Raw genomic sequence first — 26,672 nt, 5'->3', positions numbered from 1 at the left:
ACATTTAATTTATTATTATTTATTCATTGACATCAGGAACTCTTCGTTATTCAGGGTTCCTTTGATGTTTTTATCTACAAATTCCATCGCTTCCACAGGATTCATTTCAGAAAGATACTTCCTTAGGATCCACATTCTCTGCGAGGTTACTTCGTCCAATAGAAGATCATCTCTACGGGTACTTGAAGCTACAAGATCAATAGCAGGATAAATTCTTCTGTTGGCAATTTTTCTGTCTAATTGAAGTTCCATATTCCCTGTACCTTTAAATTCTTCAAAGATTACTTCATCCATTTTGGAACCTGTATCAATAAGGGCCGTTGCAATGATTGTCAGGGATCCTCCCCCTTCAATCTTTCTTGCTGCTCCGAAGAATCTTTTCGGTCTGTGAAGCGCATTGGCATCCACCCCTCCGGAAAGAACCTTACCCGAAGCAGGAGTAACCGTATTATAAGCTCTTGCCAATCTTGTAATAGAATCCAGCAGAATTACAACATCGTGTCCGCATTCTACCATTCTCTGTGCTTTTGCAAGAACCAGGTTAGCTACTTTTACATGTTTTTCTGCTGCCTCGTCAAATGTAGAAGCAATTACTTCTGCATTTACACTTCTTTCCATATCGGTAACCTCTTCAGGGCGCTCATCAATCAGCAGAACCATCATATATACTTCAGGGTGGTTTGCTGCAATTGAATTGGCAATATCCTTAAGTAACATGGTTTTACCCGTTTTAGGCTGGGCAACAATCATAGCTCTCTGTCCCTTTCCAATAGGAGCAAACAGGTCTACAATTCTTGTGGATACTGTAGATCCGCTTCCTGCAAGATTGAATTTCTCTTCGGGAAAAAGTGGAGTCAGGTATTCAAAAGCAACCCTGTCTTTAATAAACGCCAAATCACGTCCGTTAACTTCTGTAGGTCTTAATAGTGAAAAATATTTTTCACCTTCTTTTGGCAATCTAACTATACCTTTAACCGTATCTCCTGTTTTTAATCCGAAATTCCGGATCTGAGCCGTAGAAACATACACATCATCAGGAGAAGAAATATAGCTGAAATCCGAAGAGCGTAAGAAGCCATAGTTATCCGGTAATATTTCTAAAACACCTTCAATACTTACCATTCCATCGAAATTAAATTCTTTCTTTGGTTCCGGCTGCTCCTCAGTCTTATCAGAATGCCTGTTTGGGTTCTGATGTTGATTTTGGTTTTGATTTTGGTGCTGATGCTGGTTTTTATGTTGATTTCCGCCGTTCTGCGGATGATTGTGTCCTTTTGGGGATTTGTTAGCCTGTTGTTGAGGATTATTCGGCTTTTCTTCTGGCTGAGCAGATTCTTGGGATTCTGTGTTTTTAGGAGCTTCTGCTTTCTCTTGAGAAACTTCAGCAGTATTGGTATTGGCAGCAACCCTTTTTCTTTTCTTTTTGGCCTGTGCAGCAGGAGTTTCTTCACTTACTGCTTCAGCTTTAGGTTCTTCAGGCTGTATCTCCTCAGAAGCTGGTATTATTGTCTTTTCTTCCACTTTTTCCTCTACTTTAGGTTCTTCTGATGGTTTAGCAACCGGTTTGGGCCGGGCTGCCGCTTTCTTGGGAGCAGCTTTTTTTGCTGGGGCTTTCGCAGGTTTTTCTGTGACAGCCTCTTCAGTATTTATACTGTTGGTTTCTGTGGCGTTGAAATAATCTTTTGCAACTTTAGGGTTAGAAGCCTGAAAGTCAAGAATGGCAAAGATCTTATCATTGTCATTGCTATTTCTTGCAACTTTAACGCCTAAATCTTTTAAGATTTTAGTCAGTTCCGTTACGGATTTTGACCTTAACGTTTCGATGTTAAACATACTTAATGTAAAAATGTAATTAATTGTGAGTAAGAAAAGTAAGTCCGGTGACTTTGGTTTTCAAGTACATTGTATAATGCAAATCTACACTTATTTTTGAATTGTGCAAAATTTATGTTATTTTTGCCTAGAATTTAATATTCAATGCTACAGAGAATACAGACTATATGGACATTATTGGCAGTTTTAGCTGCTGTTTTTCTTTTCATCACAGGACAGGATGTTGCTGTTTCGGGCAGTATTCCTGTACTTAATATAAGCTGTATAGTGCTTGTTATCATTGGCGCATTAAGTATTTTTAGTTTCAAAAACAGAAAAAGACAAATTTTGCTGAATACCATCAGCATCATTATAAACGTTTTTGTTGATTGGTGTATTGACGTACTGGCTGCTCAGCTTATCCGGAGGAATTGAGTTTCCTGAGAAGGGTATTGAGCCGATCTTTCCATTAGTTGCGGTAATCTGTCTGCTTATGGCAAACATTTATATCCGCAAAGATGAGAGGCTCGTAAAATCTGTAGACAGACTTCGATAGCCTTACAACGATTTTTTTGAGTGAGAACAGTTCCCTTCCGGGAGCTGTTTTTTTTATTTTTTTTATGGAAATGTTTACTATTCTGGAAATAATATTTTTTTTTGTGTACTTTCATGCAACTTTTTCAATAAGAATACGACATATCATTTAACAGAAATCAAAAAATGAAAAAAATAGCTTATCTTTCCTTATGTCTTTTTTCCATGATCACTTTCGCTCAGGAGGTTTCAAAGGAAAAAGTAAAAGATATCTTATCTACCCTGGCTTCAGATGAAATGAAAGGGCGCAAGATCTGGACTCCCGAAAATGAAAATGCAGCTCTTTATATTGCCAGGCTGTTCAAAGAAAATAATCTTGAATACTGTACAGGAACTTCCTATCTCATTCCTTTTGAATATGAAGGCAAGAAAGCCTATAACGTCTGTGGGATCAAAAAAGGGAAATCTGAGAAGTATTTAGGTTTTTCGGGACATTTCGACCATATCGGAACCAGCAACAAAGCAGGTGACAATATCAATAACGGAGCAGATGATGATGCCAGCGGAATCACTACACTGATAGGAATCGCAGATTATTTTAAAAAGAAAAAACCTGAATTTTCAATGGTCTTTATGGCCTTCAACGGAGAGGAGGAAGGTCTTCTGGGTTCACAGGCTATTTCAGAAGATAAAAATCTTGATAAAATTTATAATAACCTGACCGCTCTTTTTAATTTTGAAATGGTGGCCACAGTGTCCCAATGGGGACCCAATACTGTGTACATGACCGGGGACGGATTCTCGGATCTGGATGAATTAGTAAATAAAAATGCAGTAAACGGATTAAAAATAAATCCTGATCCATATGCCAGGCAACAGCTTTTTTATCGTTCAGACAATGTAAGCTTTGTAAAAAAGAAAATTATTGCCCATTCATTTTCTACCGTTGACATGACCAAAGCCTCTCATTATCATCATGAAAATGACGACATTAATATTGTGGACTTTGATAATATGACCCAAATTATCAATAATTTCAGCAAAACCATAGAAAAATTAAATCCTCAGAATTTCAATCCAAAATATACTGATCAGGTGAAGTTTAATTAATTTTATCATCATAAAACCGCCGATATGGCGGTTTCTTTTTTTATTATACAATACAGGCTCTTTTCATTAAGCACTTGAAATACCACCAGCTTGTAACAAAAAAAATGTTTTTCAGAACATATAAGCTAAAGTAAAATAGGATTAGGAACGTCTTATCTTTTAATTTTACGTAATTTTGCTATCCAATTTTTTCATTGAATGAACGAATATAAAAAAATATTAAAGTTTGCGAAACCGCATCAAAAATACATTTACGGAAGTTTATTTTTTAATATCCTTTATTCCGTATTTCAGATTGCTTCATTAGGAACAATTTTACCGGTATTGGGAATGCTTTTTGGCACTATAAAACCTGAAAAATATGAAACCGCACCGGTGTATTCGGGTGAAATAACAGACTTTTTCACTTATATAAAAGAATATTCCAACTATTATGTGCAGACCCTGGTAAGCGATTACGGAGCTCTGACTGTGCTTGCCTGGCTGTGTGTCATTACCGCCTTTATGTTCTTTTTAAGAAATGCTTTCAGGTATTTTGGTTCTTTATTGCTCATCAACTACCGTGTAGGGGTTACCAAAGATCTTAGAGGAGCCATGTACAGAAAAATCCTTTCTTTACCGGTTTCCTTCTTTACAGAAAGCAGAAAAGGAGATATGATGTCCAGAATGTCCAATGACGTAGGCGAAGTGGAAGGGAACATTTTAGGAAGCTTAATTGAATTGATTAACGCTCCTTTCATGCTGATCAGTACTTTGGTTACTTTATTTTTCTTAAGTCCAGAAATGACTCTTTTCTCATTATTGGTACTCCCTGTAATGGGAACAATGATTGCCTTGATTGGTAAAAGCCTTAAAAAAGACTCTCATGAAGCCCAACACGAGCTGGGAACCATCTTTTCGATTGTGGATGAAACATTAAAATCTTCAAAGGTTATAAAAATTTTCAATGCTGAAAAGATCATGGATAACCGATTCATGAAGTCTATGAATAAATGGATTTCAAGCTCTATCAGTCTGGGGAAAAAGAAGGAATTAGCGTCGCCAATGAGCGAATTCCTGGGTTCCATTACCTTTCTGATCATCGCCTGGTATGGAGGAAAACAGATTATTGTTGAGCAAAGTATATCTCCGGCTGACTTCCTGGTTTTCCTGGGAATGTTCTTCCAGATACTACCTCCTGCAAAAAGCTTATCCGCTTCCATTTCCAATGTACAGAAAGGGGAAGCCTCTTTAAAAAGAGTATTGGAAATTCTGGACGCAGATGTAAAAATAGAAGAAATTGCAGAACCTGTTTCTATTTCCACTCTTGAAAATAACATTGAATTTAAAAATATCGGATTCTACTATGACAAAGCAAATCTGATCCTTAAAAACTTTAACTTAACAATTCCAAAAGGAAAAACAGTAGCTTTAGTAGGACAAAGCGGAAGCGGAAAAACCACCATTGCCAATCTTTTAGCAAGATTTTATGATGTTTCAGAAGGAGAAATTCTGATTGACGGAACGGATATCAAGCATTTAAAGCTAAACGATTACCGTAAGCTTCTTGGAATGGTTACCCAGGAATCCGTACTATTCAATGATTCCGTGTACAACAATATCCTGATGGGTAAGCCTGATGCTACCCGTGAAGAGGTAATTGCTGCAGCTAAAATTGCTAATGCAGACTCCTTTATTTCCAATCTGGCAGAAGGATATGACACTAATATCGGGGATGACGGAAACAAGCTTTCCGGAGGCCAGAAACAAAGAGTATCCATCGCAAGAGCCGTATTGAAAAATCCACCGATTATGATCCTGGATGAAGCCACATCAGCATTAGATACGGAATCTGAAAGATTTGTACAGGATGCCCTGGAAAAAATGATGGAAAACAGGACTTCTCTAGTGATTGCCCACCGTCTTTCCACGATTCAAAAAGCAGACTGGATTGTTGTTATGGAAAAAGGAGACATTGTAGAACAAGGCACACATCATGAGCTTATTGCTAAAAAAGGGATGTATAACAAGCTTGTTGAGCTACAAAACTTTGACTAATCTTTAATTAATTTTAAAAATGAACCCTATACAAGAGTATTTCTACAGAATCGAAGAACCTGAAAGAAGTACTCTTTTATTTTTACGGAACGCTATTTTAGATTCGGATCGGGAAAATATCACAGAAACATTAAGCTTCGGACTTCCTTTTATCAAATACAAAAAGAAAATGCTGTGCTATTTCTATTATAGCAAGAAATATAAAAAGCATTACCTGAGCTTTTACCACGGTGACAAACTTGATTATCCGGAACTCATCCAGGACGGCAGGAAGAAGTTTAAAATCCTTTTAATTGATGTGGAAGAAGATCTGCCTGTAAAGTTTATTTTAAGCTTGCTGGACGAGATAAAACCGTATATCAAATAGACAGAAAACATACATATTAATAGCTGTCAACAGAATTTAATTAAAAATTGAAGCTGGGATAGATGTTTCTCTTTTTTTATTGATGGAGTTTACCTTAGAAAAAGAAATAAAAAAAACTCCCGCAGATTTTGCCGGTCCGCAAATGATATTTTCATCCATTTGCTTAATTTGCAAAATCTGCGAGAGACTATAATTAATCGTTGATTTTAATTTTTCAATCTGGCAATAACATCTAAGCCCCCTTTTGTAATATCTCCGATCTTACAGACAATTTCAGTGTCCAAAGGCAGGAAAACATCCATTCTTGATCCGAACTTAATGAATCCGAACTCATGCCCTGCTTTTGCCTGATCTCCTTCATTACAATAGAAAACAATCCTTCTTGCCACATATCCTGCAATCTGTCTGAATACCACTTTATGATGGGTAAGCGTTTCAACGGCTACAGTTGTTCTCTCATTATCTGTAGATGATTTCTCATGCCATGCTACCAGATATTTTCCGGGATGGTATTTTTTATAAACCACTTTTCCTGTAACCGGGTATCTGCAAATATGCACATTCAGTGGAGACATGAAGATAGAGACCTGAATGGCTTTTCCTTTCACAAATTCATTCTCCTCCACTTCCTTGATCATTACCACTTTTCCATCCACCGGAGCGATTACATTTTCTTTGTGATCAAGAATGTTACGGTCAGGTACTCTGAAAAACCAGAATACAAGTCCATAAATAACCAATAAAGGCATAATGATCACTAATGACCACATTTTAAGGAAATAAATAGCTAAAGCTCCTAATATGACAAAAACCAGGGTAGCTACGGTAATTGTTCCTTTTGATTCTCTATGTAATTTCATGAGATTAAATAAATTTTTCTAAAATAAAGTACAAATATACGACAGGAACACAGATTATGAAACTATCCAGTCTATCTAAAACTCCTCCATGTCCGGGAATAATGTTCCCACTGTCTTTCACCCCGAAATTTCTTTTCAGCTGACTCTCTACCAGGTCTCCCAACGGAGCAAAAGCTGCCACCAGGAATCCCACCACCATCCAGTTCCCTCTGAGCTCCGGCTGGTAATGTTCTATAAAGTAGGATAAAATCAAGGTTAAAACAACGCCCCCTGCATAGCCTTCCCATGTCTTTTTGGGAGATATTTTAGGGGCCATTTTATGTTTTCCGAAGAATTTCCCTACCAGATACGCAAAGGTATCGCTGCTCCAGATCAGGATAAACAAAAAAAGAACTTCCAGAGAGAAAGAATTGTTATAACTGGAAAACTTTGGCAGCCCCAGGGCAAAACTAAACGGGAGCGCCACGTAAATAACGGAAAAAATCAGTTTCCCGCTATCATAATATAATTCGCTGGGATATTTAAACAAGGTCACTACAGCTATCCCGATGAGGGCAAGCGCTAATATTTCACTCAACCTGAAATCAAAAAAGAAATCATGGTGAAAATATCGTTTGGAGAAAACATACAATATAAAAATCACCAGTGGGAAAACCACCCATTTTTCATAACCTTTTCCAAACTTCATGATTTTAACACATTCCCAGGTACCTACAATCAGCAGTAAACTGATCAGTCCATGATAGAGGTATTGCTGCTGGATAAGGCCGGGAGACAGATGATTGATCAGTTGTGCTCCAAGCGGAGTTGTACAAAGAATGATAATGGCTACATACACTAAGCCTGAAATGGTTCTTTGAATGAGATTTTTGTCCAAAATTTAAAATTTATAAGTGGGTGCCTAATCTTCAAGCAGCAATAAAAACAATTTTGTATTGGAATTGGAAGAACTGTCCATTTTAGACTGGCTTCCACTGATGGAAGTGAGGTTCTTGATATTTCCGTTTCTTTTTATTTTCCCCATTGCATCATTGAGATTATTGACAATCTGTGAAACATTGGCAATGATAATAATTTTATCCGGTAATCTTGAAGAGTGGTAATGGAGAATATTATTGTGAGAAAGCATGATCCTTCCGTCATAGGCAATCAGATATTCACAAGTAATGAATGCTGCATCATTTGACGGGGCCAGTTCTGATGTATAGGAACTCTTTACTACATTCAGGAAGTTCTGAAGTTCTTTATCCCAACAGAAAAGGTTGCTGATTCCTTCTATCTTGATAATTTGATTTAAAGTTTGTAGAGCCTCCGCTTCATCTGCACAATAATTGAAAAATCCCCCTGAATGCGTAAATAATTGCGCAAACTTATAGTCGAGATCCGCATTCTTAAGCGAGTCCCCAAGTTTCTCCAGGCTCTGTTTTTCCTCTTCCTCAGGCTGGTTGGTAAGTTTGCTTACAATCCTCTTGAATAAATTCAACTTAATCTATTTTTAGTCAACTTTATACAAAAATAGAAAATAATTACAATAGATTCTAAAAATGTCTCTTGAAATATGAAAAAACCTGACAATTTTAAAGCTGTCAGGTTTCCATTTACTTTATTTTTTAAGAATTTTAAAGCTGTGTCGGGCTTTCAGGAGCCTGAATTTCGCTTTCTTCTTCTTTATCCTTGATCTGAGGTGTCTCCAATATTTCTTCCTTTTCTTTTTCAGGAATGGTATTGGTTACAGGCTTCTCTGTCAATTCAGGATCCCATGCTCTTTTTCCGAATATTTCTTCTAAATCTTCCCGGAAGATCACCTCTTTTTCTAAAAGTTTATTGGCTAAAGCATCCAGTTTATCTTTATTTTCAGCAAGGATTCTTACTGCCCTTTCATATTGATTCTCGATAATTGATTTAATCTCTGCATCAATTTTAGTTGCTGTTTCTTCAGAATAAGGCTTTCCGAAAGAATATTCAGACTGTCCTGAACTGTCATAGTAAGAAATATTACCGATATTCGGGCTTAATCCATAGATCGTAACCATTGCCTGGGCTCTCTTTGTTACCGTTTCCAGGTCAGAAAGTGCTCCTGTGGAAATATTGTTAAAGATTACCTGCTCTGCCGCCCTTCCTCCTAAAGTAGCACACATTTCATCCAGCATCTGCTCGGTAGTGGTCAGCTGTCTTTCCTCAGGAAGATACCATGCTGCTCCTAATGAGCGTCCTCTCGGAACAATAGTTACTTTTAAAAGTGGAGAAGCATGTTCTACCAACCAGGAAATTGTCGCATGTCCTGCTTCGTGATAAGCTACTCTCTTCTTCTCAGATGGCTTGATTGCCTTATTTTTCTTTTCAAGACCTCCAATGATTCTGTCTACGGCATCCAGGAAGTCCTGTTTGGTTACAGAAGTATGGTTATTTCTTGCTGCAATAAGGGCTGCCTCGTTACAAACGTTCGCAATATCAGCACCACTGAATCCAGGGGTTTGCTTAGCAAGGAATTCCCTGTCTACATTATCATCCAGTTTAATTTTCTTCAGGTGAACATCAAAAATCTGTCTTCTTTCATGAAGTTCCGGAAGGTCTACATAAATTGAACGGTCAAAACGTCCTGCTCTCATCAAAGCTTTATCAAGGATATCCGCTCTGTTGGTTGCTGCCATAACGATCACATTCGTATCGGTTCCGAAACCATCCATTTCTGTAAGAAGCTGGTTCAGGGTATTTTCTCTTTCATCGTTTCCGCCTGAGAAATTATTTTTTCCTCTTGCGCGCCCGATGGCATCAATTTCATCGATAAAAATGATCGCCGGAGATTTGGCTTTCGCCTGAGCAAAAAGGTCTCTTACCCTTGAAGCCCCTACTCCTACAAACATTTCCACAAAATCAGACCCCGAAAGGGAGAAGAAAGGAACTTTTGCTTCGCCGGCCACCGCTTTCGCCAATAATGTTTTACCGGTTCCCGGAGGGCCTACCAAAAGTACTCCTTTAGGAATTTTTCCGCCCAGTTTGGTATATTTTTCAGAATTTTTTAAGAAATCAACGACTTCCTGTACTTCTTCTTTAGCACCTTCCAATCCTGCAACATCTTTAAATGTTACCTGAATTCTTTCTTTTTCATCAAAAAGCTTCGCTTTGGATTTTCCGATAGAGAAAATTTGTCCACCGGGACCTCCGCCACCGCCCATCTTTCTGAAAAGAAGGAAATAAAACAGTCCTAAAATTGCAATCCAGATTAAGGCTGACACTAAGATATCCATGAACGGGTTTTTCCCTGCTCCATAATCTTTTGTGGTCTTAATCGCCGGATCTGCGGCTTTTATCTGATCAAATTTTTGAAGGAAAAGCTGAAGGTCACCATATTTTACAGAAAAATCTGCTTTAGGAGCCATATCAAATGCAGAAAGAGGGTTATTTTCGCTGGCAGATTTATTCACCATGGCCGTCTTTGCTGCTTTAGTCAAGAAAACATCAGCTTTCTCCGTGTCTTTGTATATAATAATATTCTGGACTTTCCCTGCCTGCATTTCTCTAAAGAAACCATCTTCATCAATAGATTTTGCACTATCCCCTCCTAAGAAATTGGAACCAAAGAATAGCAAAAGAGCTATGATTGCAATAGGAAAAAACCAGTTGAATCCTTTATTGTTCATTTATACTTTTTAAAATTTATAATTACTCGTTTTCAATTTTGGTAATGACAGCGTCACCCCAAAGCTCTTCTATGTCATAGTACTCACGTACCTGTTTTTGAAATATATGAACTACCACCGAAACATAATCCACCAGTACCCACATTGCATTCTCAGTTCCTTCTACATGCCAGGGCCTTTCTTTCAGCTCGTTTCTTACTTTCTTCTCTACACTTCCCGCCAATGCTGCTACCTGTGTATTTGAGTTTCCACTGCATATTACGAACGTTTCTGCCACTGAGTTTTCGATGTTTGAAAGATCAAAGACCATGATATCTTCTCCTTTTACATCCTGGATAGCTTCAACGATTTTATCTAATAATTCTTGTTTTTCTGTTGTTTTATTCATTAAAAATATACTATAATCTGCAAATTTATTGTTTTTTCTTTACTTTAACCTTACTTTTACCCCCTTAATGTCTTAAAGTTTTCTTAAATGAGTCAACTATTCTACCTGAAAGAGTGTTCTTCTACTAATGACGAAATATCAAAGTTTTTACTTTATGAGAGTTCAGATTTTATAGGCCTCCATACTTTTAATCAGACAAAAGGTCGTGGCCAGTATGGAAATGTATGGACTCAGACTGCCGAAAAAAAATCTGGCGTATACGCTGGCAGTGAATATTCAAAACATCCTGTGTTCCGACTTTATCTTCAATTATTATACCGCAATTATTATCCGGGATTTCCTTGCCAAATTGGCTGATTATGATGTAAAAATCAAATGGCCGAATGATATCATACCTTAAAGGATAAAAAAATCGTCGGAATTTTAAATTGAAAAGAAAAAAAATTAATCAAAATAATTATTTCATCATAGGAGCCGGAATCAATATCCTTCAGGATAAATTCGAAGCTATATCTAACGCAGGCTCTCTTCTGACACAGACAGGCAAGCAATTTGACCTTGAAGAGCTGGCATTGAGCCTTCATGAATTCGTGTCTGAAAAACTGAAAAATATTCCCAGCGACCGGGAAATTCTTGATGAATTCAATAAACATTTGTTCCGAAAGGATGAGATCTCAGTTTTTGAGATTGAAAAAGAACGACAAAATGGCATCATCCGGAAGGCAGATGAACGAGGTGAACTGTGGATCGAACTGGAAGACGGAATGCGCTCTTTTTATCACAAAGAAGTAAAGCTTCTCTACTGATTGGCTCTTTTAAGGTAAAGATAAAGCGTAAGGGGCAGGAATACCAGATTGGGCAGCCACATCGCTAAAGCGGGAGGTAAGCTTTTATTTTCCGAAACAACTTTCAGGGCTTCAAAAGAGAACACAAAAAGGAAAGCCAATGAAATCCCTATTGCCAGGTTAATTCCGAGCCCTCCTCTTTTCTTTTGAGAAGAGAGCGAGAGCGCCAAAAAGGTCAGGATAACAATAGAAACAGGCATTGAAGTCCTTTGATACAGCTCATTCAGGTAAGAATTCAGGTTGCTGTTTCCTCTGGCTTTTTCCCTTTCAATAAACTTTAAGAGCTCAGGAGTGGTTTTGTTCTGGCCAAGGAGTTCATTAGGAAAAAGTTCTTCGGGGGAATGTCCGTAATTTTTTCTCAACTCCGATCCGTTACCTAATTTTTCAGTATTGTCTTTATTGATCGTTTTTTCAAGGTAATTATTCAAAACAAACTGCTTTTTGGAATTATCCCAGTATACTTCTCCTGCCTTCAGCTCATAAATCATCCTTCTGTTTTTATCAAACTTCTGATAAATAAAGCTGGAGCCTCTTTTTTCTCTTTTGTTCCAGGAATCTACAAAGATATACTCCGTTTTACTCAGCTGTGAAGAGGCAGGAGCTGTCCCTAATATTTTTTCCTTATTGGCTGCATTGTAAGTATAGGCTTCCAGTTCATTTTTTTTGATATTGGCCCATGGCAGTACCATATGATTCACCGTAAGGGAAATCAGGGCGATCAGTATGGAAGTATACAGATAAGGTTTTGCAAACCGGTGAAAGCTTGCCCCACTACTGATAATGGCAACAATTTCAGTATTATTGGCCATTCTCGAGGTAAAATAAATTACTGTAATAAATACCAGAATAGACAGGAAGGTCACCACAAGATTAATAATCCAGAAAGGATAAAAATGGATGAGGAAATACACCAGATCCAATTTAGGATCTATGGCTTTGGCATTTTCTATCCTGGGAATCTTTTGCTGGACATCGATTACGAGTACAACTATAGACAACAGTATCAGCATGAAACTGAACGTTCCAAGATATTTTTTGATGATATATCTGTCTATAATTTTAAGCATACTTTTTTTTTATAGTCTTTGTCTCAGGATTGGAACTACAGCGTTTTTCCATTCGTAGAAATCTCCTGCCAGGATATGTTCTCTTGCCACTTTTACCAGATCCAGATAAAATGCAAGATTATGAACAGAAGCAATCTGTTTTGCCAGATATTCCTTTGACACGAATAAATGACGAAGGTACGCTTTTGAATATTCTCTGTCTACAAAGCTGGTTCCGAATTCGTCCAATGGCGAGAAGTCACGTTTCCATTTTTCATTTTTAAGATTCATGACCCCATTCCAGGTAAAAAGCATTGCGTTTCTTGCATTCCTTGTAGGCATTACGCAATCCATCATATCAATACCCAATCCGATAGATTCCAGGATATTCCACGGAGTACCTACCCCCATCAGATATCTTGGTTTTTCTTTTGGAAGAATATCGGTAACCTCATCGGTAATTCTATACATTTCTTCTTCGGGCTCCCCTACCGAAAGGCCTCCGATTGCATTTCCTTCTGCACCTGCTTCTGAAATAACTTCAGCAGATATTTTCCTTAAATCCGAATAGGTAGATCCCTGCACAATCGGGAAAAGCCTTTGCTTATGTTCGTATAGCTCGGGGTTATTATTGGTCCAATCGATACATCTTTTCAGCCAACGATGCGTCAGCTCCATGGATGATTTTGCCTGGTTGTAATCACAAGGATAAGGAGTACATTCGTCAAAAGCCATAAAAATATCGGCCCCGATCTGTCTCTGGATCTCCATTGATCTTTCTGGGGAGAACATGTGATAACTTCCGTCGATATGAGATTTGAACCTCGCCCCTTCTTCTGTCATTTTCCTGCTGCCCGCCAATGAAAACACCTGGAAACCTCCCGAATCTGTAAGTATAGGCAGATCCCAGTTCATAAATTTATGCAATCCGCCAGCATCCTGCATTGTTTCCATACCCGGACGCAGGTAAAGGTGATAGGTATTACCCAAAATAATCTGGGCTTTTATGTCTTCTTTTAATTCTCTCTGATGAACTGTCTTTACACTTGCTACAGTTCCCACAGGCATAAAAATGGGAGTCTGAATTTTCCCGTGATCTGTGGTTATCTCCCCTGCTCTTGCTTTTCCTTCAGAGGTTTTTTCTATATTAAAAAATTTCATCCGTATTCTTTTTACATATCATCGTTACCCGATGACCGTTGCTTTTACTAAAAACGTGCCTTACCTTACAAGGGCCGGCGGGTTTCCGTTTTGTTTCAGCTTATCTTTTACATATTGAGCTGCCTTCGGATCTTTCTTTAATAAAATTTCCTGGGCATCGTTAGCAATATCCTGCATTTTTTCTTTAATCACATAATACTTGAAGCTTTCAATAAAGTCATCAGGTTTTATATGATGAGATTTCAGAATAAATCTGGTTCCGGCCTCCATATTTTTATCCGGATAAACGAAATTTGCCTGATCATTGATCATCAAATCTGCAATGACTTCCGCCATCACATTCTCATCAATAAGGTTTTTAGGTTTATCAATATAATCACTGCAGGAAAACATGGCCAATATCACAAAAACACAGATCAGCTTTTTCACCAGCCCATCTTTACATTTTGCAATGGTCTCCCGGAACTTCACATATACATGTTTTTCCATAGAAAAATTGTTCATGCAGTGTTTCATAACCTGTTGATTATTGATTTCCACTTTAAGTTTAAAACTCCAAACACAGCTTCATGGATAATTCCCCCGTTCATTTTGCTTTCTCCCAGCACCCTGTTGGTGAATATAATAGGAACCTCTACAATTTTAAAGCCTTTTTTATATGCCCTGAATTTCATTTCTATCTGGAATCCATAGCCTTTCAATCTCACATTATCCAATCCGATTTCTTCCAATACTTTCCGGGAAAAGCATACAAAACCGGCTGTAGTGTCATGAATCGGAAGTCCTAAAATAAACCTCACATATTTTGACGCAAAATAGGAAAGCAATACCCTTCCCATTGGCCAGTTAACCACATTCACTCCTTTTGAATAACGGGAACCGATAGCCATATCCGCGTTTAAACAAGCTTCAAAAAGCTTGGGTAAATCATTAGGGTCATGCGAAAAATCGGCATCCATTTCAAAAATATAATCATATTTATTTTCAATGGCCCATTTAAATCCATGGATATAAGCCTTTCCCAAACCGTCTTTAACATGTCTTACCGACAGGTGCAGATATTGGGGATAGTTCTTTTGCATTTCTTTTACAACCTCTGCCGTTCCGTCCGGAGAAGAATCATCCACTACTAAAACATGAAAGTCATCTTCCAATGCAAAAACCGCGGAAATAATATTTTCAATATTTTCCTTTTCGTTATAGGTTGGGATAATGACTAGTTTTTTCATTTCAGTTTGCAAAGATAGTTTATTTAACCTTTTTATTTTATACAAAATAATCTATAATTTTGCAAAAATATTTATCATTGGATTCAATGAATTAAATGAAAGCGTTATTCAGCTGTTCTGATAATTTGTAATTAATGATAATATATTTTAACGTCAGATTCACAGATCAGGTTAAAAGAGAAATCTATGCCAGCTATGTTGTTTGCCGTTAAATAACCCCAAAAAACGTAAAATTTGCCGTCATCACAAAACTTCATCAATCATGTAAGAATACCTGAGAACAACGATTGGGTAATCTTCATCCTCGTGGGTTGTATATTTTTATATGTTTTTATGATGAACATCATAGAAAGAGACGCCAGCCTGAAAGATTTTCTGCTTCAAAAATACTTTGATGCAAGCAATAACCTGCCAAGCTGGTTCATTACCTCTTGTGTAACGGCTCTTACCCTTTCTGTTTTAATTTCACAATACATTCCTGTGGTTCCGAAATATATTGCGGATTTGCAGGTACTGGGCTATCAGCTGAATAAATTTGGATATACCTTCCTGATCGTTGTATTTTTTTATGGTATAAAATCAGCATTAGGATTTTTATTTTATCAAAGTATAGGAGATGGAAAAAAATGGACAATTTTTTATTTTACCTCTACCAAATTTTATTTCATCCTGTCATTTTTACTGATAATCTTATGTGTAGCCCATTATTACTTCCCTGTCGACAGAAATAAAATGTTTTTATACTACTTCTGTTTCTTTTCTTTTGTGTTCATTTTCAAAGTATTTTTCTACTTATTTCACAAGAACAAGATTCTTCCGGAAAAATGGTATTATAAATTTTTGTATATTTGCACCCTCCAAATCGCACCATTATTACTGCTTTGGAAGTTGTTATTTTTTTAATAAATGTCAATGATGAGAATAAAGTCCATATTGGTTTCTCAACCAGCGCCTAGTGAATCTTCTCCATACTTGGATATTGCGAAGAAGGAAAAAATAAAGATTGATTTCCGTCCATTTATCCATGTCGAAGGAGTTGACAATAAAGAACTGAGAACTCAGAAAATAGATCTGACGCAATACACTGGAATTATTTTTACCAGTAAGAATGCGATTGACCATTATTTCAGATTGGCAGAAGAGCTGCGTTTTGCAGTTCCTGATACGATGAGATATATCTGCCAGTCGGAAGCCATTGCCAATTATCTGCAGAAACATATTGTCTACAGAAAAAGAAAAATCAGCTTCGGGGAGAAAAATTTCTCTGACCTGCTTCCTCTTTTTAAAAAATTCCCAACTGAAAAATACCTGTTGCCATCTTCAGATGTTTTAAGTCCGGATATTGTGAAGACTCTGGATTCTGCCAATGTTGAATGGACAAGGGCCATTATGTACCGTACCGTATGCAGTGACCTGACTGACATCAACATTAAGGACTACGATATGCTGATCTTCTTCAGCCCCCAGGGCATCAAGTCTCTGCAACAGAACTTCCCTGATTTCAAACAGGATGAAACAAAGATCGGAGTTTTTGGAAACACCACGATGGCTGCTGCGGAAGAAGCCGGATTAAAAGTAGATTTAATGGCCCCTACGAAGGAAACACCATCCATGACTATGGCCCTTGAAAAATATATTAAAGCACTTCACAAGTAGTCTTTAAACCCGAAAATAAAACTGCCATCTTTTCAATACGAGGAAAGATGGTTTTTTTTAACTAAATTTGAACAAAAATTAATATTAAATGAAAACGTCCTTTATTAAAGGTTTTCAAAAGGAAAAATAAAAAAGGACGGACCCGACCTCAAATAAACCATTAAATTATCCGGATGAAAGCTCCACAAGCAAAAAAAATAGAAAAAATAATAGAAACTCATGGCGACAGAAGAATTGACAATTACTTCTGGCTCAACGAGAGGGAAAATCCCGAAGTCATCAAATATCTTGAAGAAGAAAATGCTTACGAAGAATTCATCATGAAAGACACTGAAGCCCTTCAGGAAGAGCTTTTTGAAGAAATGAAAGCACGTTACAAAAAAGATGACGAATCCCTTCCTTACTTCTTCAATGAATATTGGTATATCGTACGTTACGAAGAAGGCAAAGAATACCCCATTTTCTGCAGGAAATACCAAAGCCTGGATCATCAGGAAGAAATTGTACTGGATGTTAATATACTGGCAGAAGGTAAAGAGTATTTCGAAGTGGGAAGCGTTGCCGTAAGCCCTGATAATGAACTGGCCTCTTTTTCGGCCGATGATGTAGGAAGAAGAATCTATACCCTGAACTTCAAAAATTTAAAAACAGGAGAAATCCTCCCTGACCAGATTCTCAATACAACCGGAAAAGCAGTATGGGCTAATGATAACAAACATGTTTTTTATATCAGAAAGGATAAAAGCCTCCGGGCCTTTCAGGTGTATAGACATGAACTGGGCACTGATGCATCAGAAGATGTTTTGATTTTCCACGAAGAGGATGAAACTTTTTGACGTCAATGTTTTTAAAACAAAATCTTTACAATATATTTTTATCGCAAGTTCCAGTACTATCTCAGATGAGCACCGTTTCATTCCTGCAGATAATGTTTTTGCTGACTGGACAATTATTCAGCCAAGAATAGATGACCTGGAATATTCCGTAGAGCATTATGAGGATGAATTCTATATCATCACAAACGCTGATGATGCTTTCAATTTCAAAATTGTAAAAACAAAGATCAACCATTGTGGTATGGAAAACTGGGTAGATGTAATTCCGCACCGGGCTGAAGTTTTATTGGAAGGCTTTGAAATTTTTAAGGATTATCTTGTCCTTGAAGAAAGAGAAAAAGGCCTGCTCCAAATCAGGATTATTGATGAAAAAAAACAGGAATCTTATTATCTCCCTTTCTCAGATCCTACTTACACCGCCTATATTGGCATCAATCTGGAATTTGATACGGAAGTATTACGCTATGGCTATACTTCTCTGACTCAGCCAAGCTCTACCTATGAGTATAATATGAAAGAAAAGACAACAAAGCTTTTAAAACAACAGGAAGTTTTGGGCGGAAAGTTTTTTCCTGAAAATTATATCTCTGAAAGAATCTGGGCTGATTCCCGGGATGGTAAAACGAAAATTCCGGTTTCTCTAGTTTACCATAAAGACACTCAGAAATCTGCCGATACTCCGCTTTTATTATATGGTTATGGCAGCTATGGACATACTGTGGATGCAAGCTTTTCAAATGTAAGGTTATCCCTTCTTGACCGTGGCTTTATTTATGCCATTGCTCATATCCGTGGTGGAGAATACCTGGGAAGGGAGTGGTACGAAGACGGGAAAATGCTGTTTAAGAAAAATACATTCTTTGATTTTATTGATGCCGGGAAATATCTGATCAAAGAGAATTACACGTCATCAAAACACATGTATGCTATGGGCGGCAGCGCTGGTGGTCTTTTGGTAGGTGCTGTGGTTAATTACAAACCCCGGTTGTTTAACGGAATTGTAGCACAGGTTCCTTTTGTAGATGTGGTAACAACCATGCTGGATGACACCATTCCTTTAACCACCGGAGAATATGATGAATGGGGAAATCCAAATGATAAAGAATATTACCAGTATATGAAAGAATATTCTCCTTATGACAATGTAGAAGCTAAAGAATATCCGCATATGCTTATTACAACAGGCTTTCATGATTCACAGGTTCAGTATTGGGAGCCTGCAAAATGGACTGCAAAACTGAGAGAACTCAAGACAGACAATAACATTCTGATCTTTAAAACAGATATGAGCTCTGGTCATGGCGGTGCAAGCGGAAGATTTGAATCTCTGAAAGAAGATGCGCTTGAATATGCGTTTTTATTGAAGATTGATAACAAAGGATAAAAGAGTTAATCATATAAGATTAAGATAACTTCTCCTTTTAAAAATAACCAGAGGAAGAAATTAAACAGTAACAACATTAATTATTAATCATCATTTATCAATTATATGAACGAGTCCGAATATTGGAAAAAGATAGAACAGTTTTTTGAAGATAACTTCCAGACTGAAAAAAATCCCCCGATTGAAACCCTGTTGTTTTTAATAGGACTGCAGGAACTGGGGAGTGGACAGCAGAAATATACCAAAGATGATAAAGTCAACCTGATTCATATTGCCGTATGCAGGCTGCTGGAGCCTTTTGGGTATTATAAGTTCACCCACTATGAAGACGGATGGCCACAGTTTGAAAAGCTGGAAGACCTTCCGGAACTTAAACCTAACGAACAAACTTTGCTTATGAAAAAAGCAATTATTCAATATTTCCAGGAGGAAGAATTGATTTAAAAGAGCTGTATCCGTGGATTGACGCCTGTTTTAGGGAACCGGTAATCCGCAGAACCTCATGAAATACTACCAAATGCAGGCTTTAAGGCCTGCATTTTTCATTAAAAATGAACAATTTGTTAATAAATACCATATTGTAAATAACATTTAGTTAACATAGGATTCGTGTTCATTCCCAATATATTACAATTTAAAATGGAGTTTTCTTTGTTCTTCATTTCATTGTGATCAACAAAAAAATTGCATTTTCTCCCATAAACAGGGCGTTTATACCATATTAGTTTTGTATTTTAGGCTCACCAGACCACATTCTTTCAGCCCTTTTGCTGTGCGCTGATTTCCCTCAGAATATTATGGTCAATTTCTTCAAACCCCAGGTTTGGAAAAAAAGGCAACCCATGTATATCCGATTCATTCTATGAATACGGACAGATAAAATATTGAATAAAAATACACCATCTAAAAAATTGAAAACCATGTATTTCAAAAAAATACTTCTGAACAAAACGGATTTTAAAATTAAATAGAATCGAATATGAAAAAAATTAACACTTCTTTGATGTTGATCATTTTTAGTCTGGCCTTTCCACAAGTAGGAATTTCAAAAAACAAAAAGTGCCGGGATTCACAGTAAAGCTATTTTACAGGTAGATGGCCAATATGGCGGAAAAAGTTGGGGAATGTTACTCCCCGAAGTTTCCACTCCGGAAAACCTTCCCCTCTACAATGCAGCTCCTGATAAAGAAATGACAGGAATGATGATGTTTGAAAAGACGCATGCTACCTTTTACTCTTATGACGGAACGCAATGGAATAACGAACCTGCACCTGCAGCTACCGGTTTCAATAAAAAGCAAAGCAGGTTTCTATCTACGGCCAATGAAGAGACGAGTGTGGTTTGCGTCCTTCTCGGATGTGGGCGGCACGTAGGCCTGGGATTCAGTGCGCCGGTTGATGGCATCCAGTCTTATAATAATCTTAATATAACAAGGGAGACAGCCATAGTACCGGGAGGAGGCTTATATGGCGACAAAAGTTTTGATAACGCAAAATTTGTAATTAATGAACCCGGTGTCTATGATATCTATCTGAATATTCCATCGAAAACCGGTGGAGCCGTTTCTTTAACGAGCGGACCTCAATATCAGTTAAGAGCTTATCTAAAGCAGGATGACGGAAGTTACAGTGAGGCAAAACTCAGTACTTTCTTCCCTGATTATTATGGAATCCTTGGTATTGGCGGCGATACCAACACTGCAGCGTTTACCACCACCAGAATTCGTTTGAAAGCCGGAGACTATATCATATCCAGGATACATTCTCCCCTGGCAACAGTATCTGTAGTGGTTACTTTAACGGCCGCCACGGGGATTAATATTGCCAAATATTATCCACGAGAAATAATGTTCACTAAAATAAGCGATTAAAATGACCATAAAAACACTTACCCTCAAAACCATTATTCTGATCACTACAGGACAATGGGGATATGCTCAGGTAAAAATGGGCAACAGACCTGAAATCATACATCCAAGAGCTGTATTACATGTAGAAAGCAATACAAAAGGCATCATGCTCCCTGTCGTGGAAAACCATACTGAACTTCCCCATTATAATTCCGCATTACCTGATCTGTATGAAAACAGCCCTGAAGATAACGGGCTCGTGTTTTATAATAAAGAAATTAGAGATGTTGTAAAATACGATGGATACAGATGGATAGCCGCTACAGAAAAAAGTATTAAAAATTATAAAAATGTAAGCATCCTGGGCTCTAACGCTTCAGATCATACTGTTGCCAATGTATTAGGAATTACGGGGCGTCCAACCTTAGTATTTAACATTCTTAATGATATTGACAGGAATAATGTAAATAACTTGGGGGTAACCGTCAATTCTAACGGAGAAATCACCATTCCGGCCGATGGCTTTTACAGAATCAATCCATCGGTAAAAACAAGTAGTGCCGGAGGATTATCTGTAGGTAATGCAGCAACTATTGTTTCCCTGCAGGCTCTGTACGTGAATGCCCAGGGAGACGGCTGGCAAAAAATACATGAAAACAGCTTTCTCTTATATGGATTACTGGTCACAGCAGGTAGCTCCAATTCCATCAACAGTTTTTCCACTATAAAATTTCTACATGCCGGAGATCAAATCCGTCTGAGAGCAGGCATCCAAGCTGATACCGGATTGAATGTAGGAACAGGAGTTACCTTTAAAATGAGCGATAAGGATACCTTTTTATACATTGAAAAATTAAATTAATATGAGAAAGAATATATATACCATCGGGTTATTGCTAACCGCAAAGCTGGCATTTTCCCAGGTTATCATAGGCAGTCATTCAACTCCAAGTTCCCATTCCATGCTTACTGTTGTCAATAAAAAAGATCATCCTGACACCTCCAAAGGAATGATTATTCCAACAGCTGATACCGAATCTGCCTTACCTTTATATAACATACATCAGGCCGATCACTTTGACGATGACCCCACTATGCAGGGAATGATCATGTATCAGAAAGATATCAAAAGAGTGGTGGTATATGATGGTGAAAAATGGAAACCCACTTTTTATGAAGACGGAGGCAGAATAACCCGTGCCAGCATGAATCCGGCAATGCCGGAAAACGAATTGCCCTCTGTAGCCTGTATACTTATCGGTTGTGGACAGAAAGATGTTCCGTTCGGATTCTATAACAGCACATCAGATATCGATAAACTAGGTATTATCGATCCTCAGGGAACAGTGAACAATAACTTTACTAATTTCACTTTCAGAGAATCTGGCTTTTATAAAGTGCTTATCAGCTTAAAGGTAAAAACATCGGGATTGCACGTGAGCCCGCCGACCATTTCTTTCAGAGCTCTTAAAAACGGAAATGTGCTCGCCCGAAATGATGTTTCTTTAAATGAAGCTATTCTCATTACAGCCGGAGCCAACAGAGTAGGAACGATGGAGTTCCTTGCCATGTTTGATAAAGGAGATCAGCTTAAGGTACAGGTTTCAGGAGGTGTTTCTATTCTCACCGTTGCCGATGTCTATAAAATTATTCCTACAGACGGAACTTTTATAAGTATAGAAAAGCTATGATTCCAACCATCATCTGAACAATTAAAGTAATAAAAGCAGGAACCTTTCTACGAAAGCCCTGCTTTTATTACCGATGTTTACTCGCCATCTCACTGACTAATTCCCGATAATTTCTTCAAGCTGATTCAGTCCCATGGCAAAGCCTTCTTCAAAGCCCATATCAAACATTTTTTTCATTATTTCCGCTGACTGATAATGAATATTGACTGTCACTTTGGTTCCTTCTTCTACTCCCGTAAAGCCAATCAGCCATTTTGACCTGGGAAAATCTTCATTGATCATTCCTTTTTCATCACAGAAAGCACTCATCCAATCCAGGCTTCGGTGTTCTATGATCTCACCATACTGAGACTGAGAGTAATGTTTCTCTCCATCAGGTCCCACCATTGCATACAGCCAGATTCCACCTTCTTTAAAATCCTGACGCAGCGTTTCGCATCTCCAGGGCTTTGGGCCCCACCACTGATCCAACAATTCGGGCAGGGTGAAATAATTCCATACTTTTGAAACATCTGCATTGTAAATTTTCATTACATAAGCAGTATTTGAATCAAAATCTTTGTTGAAAACAATATTAGATTTCATAAATAATATTTTAATAAAGGTAATATTTTATTTATTGACCGGACTTTTCCTATGACAAGTAATACATATTCATAAATAATTGTTAAAAAACTCTGTTTTAAGAAAAAAAATACAATTTTTTGGCTCGTTTTTTGTTTATGAAGTCTTAAAACAATTAATTTTAACATTCATTTTTCGAATATATATAAGCTACAATAATGAATAATAAGTTCATCCCAATAATTTCGGTGTTTATGACGATCTCACTGATTGTTTTTGTAACGCTCCAATTTTATTGGTTGAAAGGCTATTACGGTGCGCTGGAACAGGATTTTTCCAATAAAGTTTATTCCGCCCTGGAAAACACCTCAAAGAGTATAGAGGAAATTGAGGCCGACAAATATCTGAGTAAAGACAATAGAAATACAATCCTCGCCAACAATAGTCAGCCTTCTTTAACCACCATTCAGCAGGTAGAAGATTCCGGCACCCAGAGACAAATTATCTATTCAAAAAATATCATTTCAAAAACGCAGCTGCCGATCTCGCAAAAAGGGGATTCTGTAAAGCTGACAACTTTGTATACGGATGAGGCAGCCTATAAAATTAAAAGAGACACCACGAACCGTGAGCTTCTTACAGCCGATCTGAATACGGATATTGAAAATGGAGATTACGCCATCAAGGAGTTTGTAAAAGTATATGGAAACAATCTGCCGATTGCTAAAAGAGTTGATCCGGTTATTCTTGATTCTGTAATTGCTAAAGAGCTTAAAATAAGGGGTATTACTGCCAAATTCGGGTATGGCGTTGTTGATAAAAACAACAAGCTTACCAGTGTAGCCAATAAAGTATATAAAGAGAAAAAGGACAACAACACTTATACTTATCCTCTTTTTACGGATAAAAAAGACCGTACGCTTTATAGCCTGGCATTGGTTTTTCCCAAGAAAGAATATTCCCTGGCAATGAATAACTGGCCGATGTTATTGGGGACGTTTCTTTCATTACTTACCATTTTAGGGATTTATATTATTTCCATCAATTATATGATGAGGCAGAAGAAGCTTGCTGAAGTAAAAACAGACTTTATCAACAATATGTCGCATGAATTTAAAACTCCTCTGGCGACTATTTCAGTAGCTACGGATTCTTTGGCCAATGATAAAATTGCAACAAACCCGGATAAAGTAAAATATTATTCTGAACTGATCAAGCAGGAAAATCTAAGAATGAAAAAGCAGGTAGAAAATGTTCTTAATATGTCCAAGCTTGAAAGAAACGAAGTAGAACTATTCCTGAAAGAGACCAATGTAAGGGAACTGATCAAAAAAACGACAGAGTCTTTTAATCTTATCGTAGAGCAAAGAAACGGCTCTCTTACCCAAAAGTTTAATGCAACGAATTATATTTTTAAGATAGATGAATTCCACATTTCCAATATGCTGGTCAACTTATTGGATAATGCCAACAAATATTCCCCTGAAGCACCCGAAATACATGTAGAAACAAAAAATGAAGGACACTGGTATGTAATTGAGGTGTCGGATAAAGGAATGGGAATGGAAACCCAGAATAAAACAAAGATTTTTGAAAAATTCTTCCGGGAAGAAACCGGGAATATTCATAATGTAAAAGGACAGGGTCTGGGACTGTCTTATGTGAAAAAAATTGTGGAACTGCATAAAGGACAGATTATAGTAGACTCTCACAAAGGAAAAGGAAGCAAGTTTACCATCAAACTCCCGATGAGCTAAGTGAACAAGCAATAAGACGAACAGTGATCTATAGCCGGACGGCAATGGTCATATAACAGTTATAATAAATTGTATAACCAATAACAAAATATAGGAAGATAGAGTGAGAACGTTCATTCTTATTTATTAATTTTTAATTATTAAAATTATGAGCAACAGAATATTATTAGTAGAGGACGATCAGAGTTTTGGAGCGGTACTGAAAGATTATTTAACGATCAATAATTTTGAAGTTACCCTTGCAACAGATGGAGAACAGGGTCTTAAGGAATTTACAGAAAATGAATTTGACATCTGTATTTTTGATGTGATGATGCCTAAAAAAGACGGTTTTTCATTAGCTGAGGATGTAAAAAAGATTGATAAAAATACACCGATCATTTTCCTTACCGCAAGAAACATGAGAGAGGATATTTTAAAAGGATATCAGCTGGGTGCTGATGATTATATTACAAAGCCATTTGATACCGAACTTCTTCTATACAAAATCAAAGCAATTCTTCAAAGAAGCTCTACATTGGAAAATGAAGAACAGGAACAGTTCAAAATCAGTAATATTTTCTTCGATTCAATGCTGAGACAGTTAAAAGTAGGAGACAAAGAATACAAGCTTTCTCCGAAAGAAAATGAACTTTTAAAACTTCTTTGTGTCCATAGAAATGATTTCATGCCAAGAGATCTTGCTTTAAGAAAGATCTGGAAGAAGGAAAATTATTTTACGGCAAGAAGTATGGATGTTTATATTGCCAAGCTTCGTAAATTATTAAAAGATGACGAAGGGTTAGAAATCATCAACGTACACGGAGAAGGATTCAGACTTTTAGTGAAGAATTAATTCAAAAACCGGATTATAAATAAAAAATTAGCAAAACAATTAAAAATGTTTTGCTAATTTTGTTTCATACCTATGGATATGAAAAATACATTTTTAGGCCTGATAGCCATATCACTATTGACCATTGCCTGTAAAAAAGATGAAAGGGCAACATACATACAGGAAGAAGCCGGCACCCAGCAGCCCGGAATAGCTGTTAACAGTACTTCTAAAACATCATTAATGGATCAGGCCGGCATTCAGTCTGCTTCCAATCAGGCCCCTGTTGCCACCGCTCCCGGAATGAATCCTCCTCACGGACAGCCGGGACACCGATGTGACATTCCCGTAGGACAGCCTTTAAACAGCAACCCCGCTCCGGCTCCATCACCTGCTCCAGTATCACAGAATATAACGGTTAACGGAAACAATACCATTCAGATTGACCCCAATGCTGTATCTCCCGGAAAAATTGCCATTGATAATAATGGCAAACAAGTAAAAACAGCCCCGGGAATGAATCCTCCACACGGACAGCCGGGACACCGGTGTGATATTCCTGTAGGCCAACCTTTAAACAGTAAACCTGCTCCGGCTCCACAACCTGCCCAGAATACAGCACAAGCTACTCCTGCTCCTGCAGAACAAAACCTGGTTATGGGAGAAAAACCAAAAGCAAATCCTGCGCATGGAGAACCCTGGCATAACTGTTCGGTAAAAGTTGGTGATCCATTACCATAATTTTTGTAATTTTGCAGTCATGAAGCTGTTTCACCTATTTGCAATAGTTTTTTGTTTAGGAATTTTCTTGGTTCCTAAAGATAGCTTCTATGCCCAATCTATGCAACAAACCTGCTGCAAGGCAGACACTGGAAAAAGTGATTGCTGCAAAGATCACGGCTCAAAAAATGATCATAAAAACAATGGTTCAAAACCGTCCTGTAATGATGATTGCTGCTCATCATGTATTGCATGTTTCACTTATATAGAAACCCCGTTTTCTAAAAACCTCCGGCTGGAACTTTCTTATTATAAAGCCAATAAGAATCCGGAGTTTCAATATTCAGATCCTTATTTATCAGACCGTTTA

The 26,672-nt window shown here is 37.5% G+C and carries 26 protein-coding genes and 2 pseudogenes; 17 read left to right on the top strand and 11 right to left on the bottom strand.

Going from position 1 to position 26,672, the window contains the following annotated elements; genetic code table 11:
- Positions 1-15 precede the first annotated feature (15 nt).
- Positions 16-1,833: a transcription termination factor Rho gene (gene rho, locus HX13_RS14050; protein WP_050021630.1), complete on the bottom strand. Its 1,818-nt coding sequence runs from the start codon at positions 1,831-1,833 to the stop codon at positions 16-18.
- Between the two features lie 144 nt (positions 1,834-1,977).
- Here rho and HX13_RS14045 point away from each other — a divergent pair.
- The 4 genes and pseudogenes from HX13_RS14045 to HX13_RS14030 all read left to right on the top strand — a co-directional run bounded on the left by HX13_RS14045 (position 1,978) and on the right by HX13_RS14030 (position 5,860).
- A pseudogene (locus HX13_RS14045) lies at positions 1,978-2,368 on the top strand (DUF4293 domain-containing protein).
- A gap of 164 nt (positions 2,369-2,532) precedes the next feature.
- Positions 2,533-3,456, top strand: a complete 924-nt coding sequence (locus HX13_RS14040; RefSeq protein WP_050021629.1) for a M28 family metallopeptidase — start codon at positions 2,533-2,535, stop codon at positions 3,454-3,456.
- A gap of 198 nt (positions 3,457-3,654) precedes the next feature.
- A complete protein-coding gene (locus HX13_RS14035; RefSeq protein WP_050021628.1) occupies positions 3,655-5,493 on the top strand; it encodes an ABC transporter ATP-binding protein in 1,839 nt (612 codons plus the stop codon).
- Positions 5,494-5,512: 19 nt separating this feature from the next.
- Positions 5,513-5,860: a hypothetical protein gene (locus HX13_RS14030; protein WP_050021627.1), complete on the top strand. Its 348-nt coding sequence runs from the start codon at positions 5,513-5,515 to the stop codon at positions 5,858-5,860.
- Positions 5,861-6,066: 206 nt separating this feature from the next.
- On the opposite strand, the gene HX13_RS14025 is transcribed toward HX13_RS14030, so the two are convergent.
- The 5 genes from HX13_RS14025 to rsfS all read right to left on the bottom strand — a co-directional run bounded on the left by HX13_RS14025 (position 6,067) and on the right by rsfS (position 10,749).
- On the bottom strand, positions 6,067-6,720 hold the full coding sequence (locus tag HX13_RS14025) for a phosphatidylserine decarboxylase family protein (RefSeq protein WP_050021626.1): 654 nt from the start codon (positions 6,718-6,720) through the stop codon (positions 6,067-6,069).
- Positions 6,721-6,724: 4 nt separating this feature from the next.
- Positions 6,725-7,597, bottom strand: coding sequence for a phosphatidate cytidylyltransferase (locus HX13_RS14020; protein WP_050021625.1), 873 nt, complete (start codon positions 7,595-7,597; stop codon positions 6,725-6,727).
- A gap of 24 nt (positions 7,598-7,621) precedes the next feature.
- Positions 7,622-8,203, bottom strand: coding sequence for an LUD domain-containing protein (locus HX13_RS14015; protein ID WP_050021624.1), 582 nt, complete (start codon positions 8,201-8,203; stop codon positions 7,622-7,624).
- Positions 8,204-8,339: 136 nt separating this feature from the next.
- Entirely contained in the window at positions 8,340-10,361 is a 2,022-nt protein-coding gene (gene ftsH, locus HX13_RS14010; protein WP_050021623.1) for an ATP-dependent zinc metalloprotease FtsH, read from the bottom strand.
- A 22-nt stretch (positions 10,362-10,383) separates the two neighbouring features.
- On the bottom strand, positions 10,384-10,749 hold the full coding sequence (gene rsfS / locus HX13_RS14005; protein WP_050021622.1) for a ribosome silencing factor: 366 nt from the start codon (positions 10,747-10,749) through the stop codon (positions 10,384-10,386).
- A gap of 214 nt (positions 10,750-10,963) precedes the next feature.
- Between rsfS and HX13_RS24415 the strand changes: the two genes are divergently transcribed.
- On the top strand, positions 10,964-11,149 hold the full coding sequence (locus HX13_RS24415; protein WP_238555355.1) for a hypothetical protein: 186 nt from the start codon (positions 10,964-10,966) through the stop codon (positions 11,147-11,149).
- A 28-nt stretch (positions 11,150-11,177) separates the two neighbouring features.
- Complete coding sequence (locus HX13_RS24410; RefSeq protein ID WP_238555354.1) at positions 11,178-11,555, top strand: hypothetical protein; 378 nt, start codon at positions 11,178-11,180, stop codon at positions 11,553-11,555.
- On the opposite strand, the gene HX13_RS13995 is transcribed toward HX13_RS24410, so the two are convergent.
- The 4 genes from HX13_RS13995 to HX13_RS13980 are packed head-to-tail and all read right to left on the bottom strand — an operon-like array spanning position 11,549 to position 15,030.
- The gene (locus HX13_RS13995) at positions 11,549-12,661 is read right to left on the bottom strand and encodes an LptF/LptG family permease (protein WP_050021621.1); all 1,113 of its coding nucleotides are present in this window, start codon (positions 12,659-12,661) and stop codon (positions 11,549-11,551) included. The two genes, HX13_RS24410 and HX13_RS13995, sit on opposite strands and share 7 nt — an antisense overlap.
- Positions 12,662-12,670: 9 nt before the next feature.
- Positions 12,671-13,801: a tRNA guanosine(34) transglycosylase Tgt gene (gene tgt / locus HX13_RS13990; RefSeq protein WP_050021620.1), complete on the bottom strand. Its 1,131-nt coding sequence runs from the start codon at positions 13,799-13,801 to the stop codon at positions 12,671-12,673.
- A gap of 60 nt (positions 13,802-13,861) precedes the next feature.
- Positions 13,862-14,290 carry a DUF4296 domain-containing protein gene (locus HX13_RS13985; RefSeq protein WP_128572423.1) on the bottom strand — a complete coding sequence of 143 codons (429 nt, stop codon included), beginning with the start codon at positions 14,288-14,290 and terminating at the stop codon, positions 13,862-13,864.
- A 23-nt stretch (positions 14,291-14,313) separates the two neighbouring features.
- On the bottom strand, positions 14,314-15,030 hold the full coding sequence (locus HX13_RS13980; protein ID WP_050021619.1) for a polyprenol monophosphomannose synthase: 717 nt from the start codon (positions 15,028-15,030) through the stop codon (positions 14,314-14,316).
- A gap of 234 nt (positions 15,031-15,264) precedes the next feature.
- Between HX13_RS13980 and HX13_RS13975 the strand changes: the two genes are divergently transcribed.
- From HX13_RS13975 to HX13_RS13945, 7 genes and pseudogenes are all read left to right on the top strand, one after another.
- A complete protein-coding gene (locus HX13_RS13975; protein WP_050021618.1) occupies positions 15,265-15,933 on the top strand; it encodes a DUF4271 domain-containing protein in 669 nt (222 codons plus the stop codon).
- Positions 15,934-15,945: 12 nt separating this feature from the next.
- Positions 15,946-16,686 carry a uroporphyrinogen-III synthase gene (locus tag HX13_RS13970; RefSeq protein ID WP_050021617.1) on the top strand — a complete coding sequence of 247 codons (741 nt, stop codon included), beginning with the start codon at positions 15,946-15,948 and terminating at the stop codon, positions 16,684-16,686.
- 173 nt (positions 16,687-16,859) lie between these two features.
- Positions 16,860-18,906: pseudogene (locus tag HX13_RS13965) on the top strand (S9 family peptidase).
- Between the two features lie 105 nt (positions 18,907-19,011).
- Positions 19,012-19,350 (top strand): hypothetical protein, encoded by a 339-nt coding sequence (locus HX13_RS13960; RefSeq protein WP_050021616.1) that lies wholly within the window; start codon positions 19,012-19,014, stop codon positions 19,348-19,350.
- 680 nt (positions 19,351-20,030) lie between these two features.
- Positions 20,031-20,777: a hypothetical protein gene (locus tag HX13_RS13955; protein WP_050021615.1), complete on the top strand. Its 747-nt coding sequence runs from the start codon at positions 20,031-20,033 to the stop codon at positions 20,775-20,777.
- 1 nt (position 20,778) lies between these two features.
- Positions 20,779-21,618, top strand: a complete 840-nt coding sequence (locus HX13_RS13950; protein WP_050021614.1) for a hypothetical protein — start codon at positions 20,779-20,781, stop codon at positions 21,616-21,618.
- A 1-nt stretch (position 21,619) separates the two neighbouring features.
- Positions 21,620-22,447 carry a hypothetical protein gene (locus HX13_RS13945; RefSeq protein ID WP_050021613.1) on the top strand — a complete coding sequence of 276 codons (828 nt, stop codon included), beginning with the start codon at positions 21,620-21,622 and terminating at the stop codon, positions 22,445-22,447.
- A gap of 96 nt (positions 22,448-22,543) precedes the next feature.
- Here the strand turns inward: HX13_RS13945 and HX13_RS13940 are convergent, their stop codons facing one another.
- The gene (locus HX13_RS13940; RefSeq protein WP_050021612.1) at positions 22,544-23,032 is read right to left on the bottom strand and encodes an SRPBCC domain-containing protein; all 489 of its coding nucleotides are present in this window, start codon (positions 23,030-23,032) and stop codon (positions 22,544-22,546) included.
- Positions 23,033-23,229: 197 nt separating this feature from the next.
- Between HX13_RS13940 and HX13_RS13935 the strand changes: the two genes are divergently transcribed.
- From HX13_RS13935 to HX13_RS22565, 4 genes are all read left to right on the top strand, one after another.
- Positions 23,230-24,768 carry a sensor histidine kinase gene (locus HX13_RS13935; RefSeq protein WP_050021611.1) on the top strand — a complete coding sequence of 513 codons (1,539 nt, stop codon included), beginning with the start codon at positions 23,230-23,232 and terminating at the stop codon, positions 24,766-24,768.
- A 148-nt stretch (positions 24,769-24,916) separates the two neighbouring features.
- Positions 24,917-25,603 carry a response regulator transcription factor gene (locus HX13_RS13930; RefSeq protein ID WP_050021610.1) on the top strand — a complete coding sequence of 229 codons (687 nt, stop codon included), beginning with the start codon at positions 24,917-24,919 and terminating at the stop codon, positions 25,601-25,603.
- Positions 25,604-25,681: 78 nt separating this feature from the next.
- Positions 25,682-26,323 (top strand): hypothetical protein, encoded by a 642-nt coding sequence (locus tag HX13_RS13925; protein ID WP_238555353.1) that lies wholly within the window; start codon positions 25,682-25,684, stop codon positions 26,321-26,323.
- Between the two features lie 89 nt (positions 26,324-26,412).
- The gene (locus tag HX13_RS22565) at positions 26,413-26,571 is read left to right on the top strand and encodes a hypothetical protein (protein ID WP_156173252.1); all 159 of its coding nucleotides are present in this window, start codon (positions 26,413-26,415) and stop codon (positions 26,569-26,571) included.
- The last annotated feature ends 101 nt before the right edge of the window (positions 26,572-26,672 follow it).

Source organism: Chryseobacterium sp. P1-3, from assembly GCF_000738495.1.
GTDB lineage: Bacteria > Bacteroidota > Bacteroidia > Flavobacteriales > Weeksellaceae > Chryseobacterium > Chryseobacterium gallinarum.
This window is presented reverse-complemented; position numbering and strand designations above follow the sequence as displayed.